1 protein-coding gene is annotated in these 742 nt (G+C 66.6%); it reads left to right on the top strand.

The window, feature by feature from the left end:
- Positions 1-5: 5 nt before the first annotated feature.
- Positions 6-725: an IS6 family transposase gene (locus IEY89_RS40190; protein ID WP_189152460.1), complete on the top strand. Its 720-nt coding sequence runs from the start codon at positions 6-8 to the stop codon at positions 723-725.
- Positions 726-742 lie beyond the last annotated feature (17 nt).

Genomic DNA, 742 nt, shown 5'->3' with positions numbered 1-742 from the left:
CGTCCGTGGGGAGTGCGTCGCTGTCGTACAAGGGGCACCGGTATCCGGTCGAGGTGATCTCCCACTGTGTGTGGCTGTACTTCCGTTTCCCGCTGTCGTTCCGCGAGGTCGAGGAGCTGATGCTTGAGCGCGGCGTGACCGTCTCTTATGAGACGGTGCGGCGGTGGTGTGGCAAGTTCGGTCAGCAGTACGCCAACGCGCTGCGCCGCCGACAGCCTCGGCCTGGGGACAAGTGGCACCTGGACGAGGTCTTCGTCAAGATCAATGGGGAACAGAAGTACCTGTGGCGGGCCGTCGACCAGGACGGCAACGTGCTGGACATCCTGGTGCGGAACCGGCGGGACAAGGCCGCCGCCAGACGCTTCTTGCGCCGCCTGCTGGAGAAGACCCGCACGGTGCCGCGGGTGGTCGTCACCGACAAGCTCCGCTCATACGGCGCCGCCCGCCGCGAGGTCATGCCCTGCGTCGAGTACCGCCAGTCGAAGTATTTGAACAACCGGGCGGAGAACAGCCACCAGCCCACCAGGCAGCGTGAACGGGCGATGAAGGGCTTCCGCTCCGTGGGCGGAGCACAGCGGTTCCTCTCCGCGTTCAGCGGTATCTCACCCCACTTCCGACCCCGCCGCCACCTGATGCCCGCACACGACTACCGCGCCGAAATGACCGTCCGCTTCGCCATCTGGGAGCAGATCACCGGCGTCGCCAGCCTGCCCACCACGCCGTGAGCACACAGCCGGAACCG

The organism is Streptomyces lacrimifluminis (assembly GCF_014646095.1).
GTDB lineage: Bacteria > Actinomycetota > Actinomycetes > Streptomycetales > Streptomycetaceae > Streptomyces > Streptomyces lacrimifluminis.
This window is presented reverse-complemented; position numbering and strand designations above follow the sequence as displayed.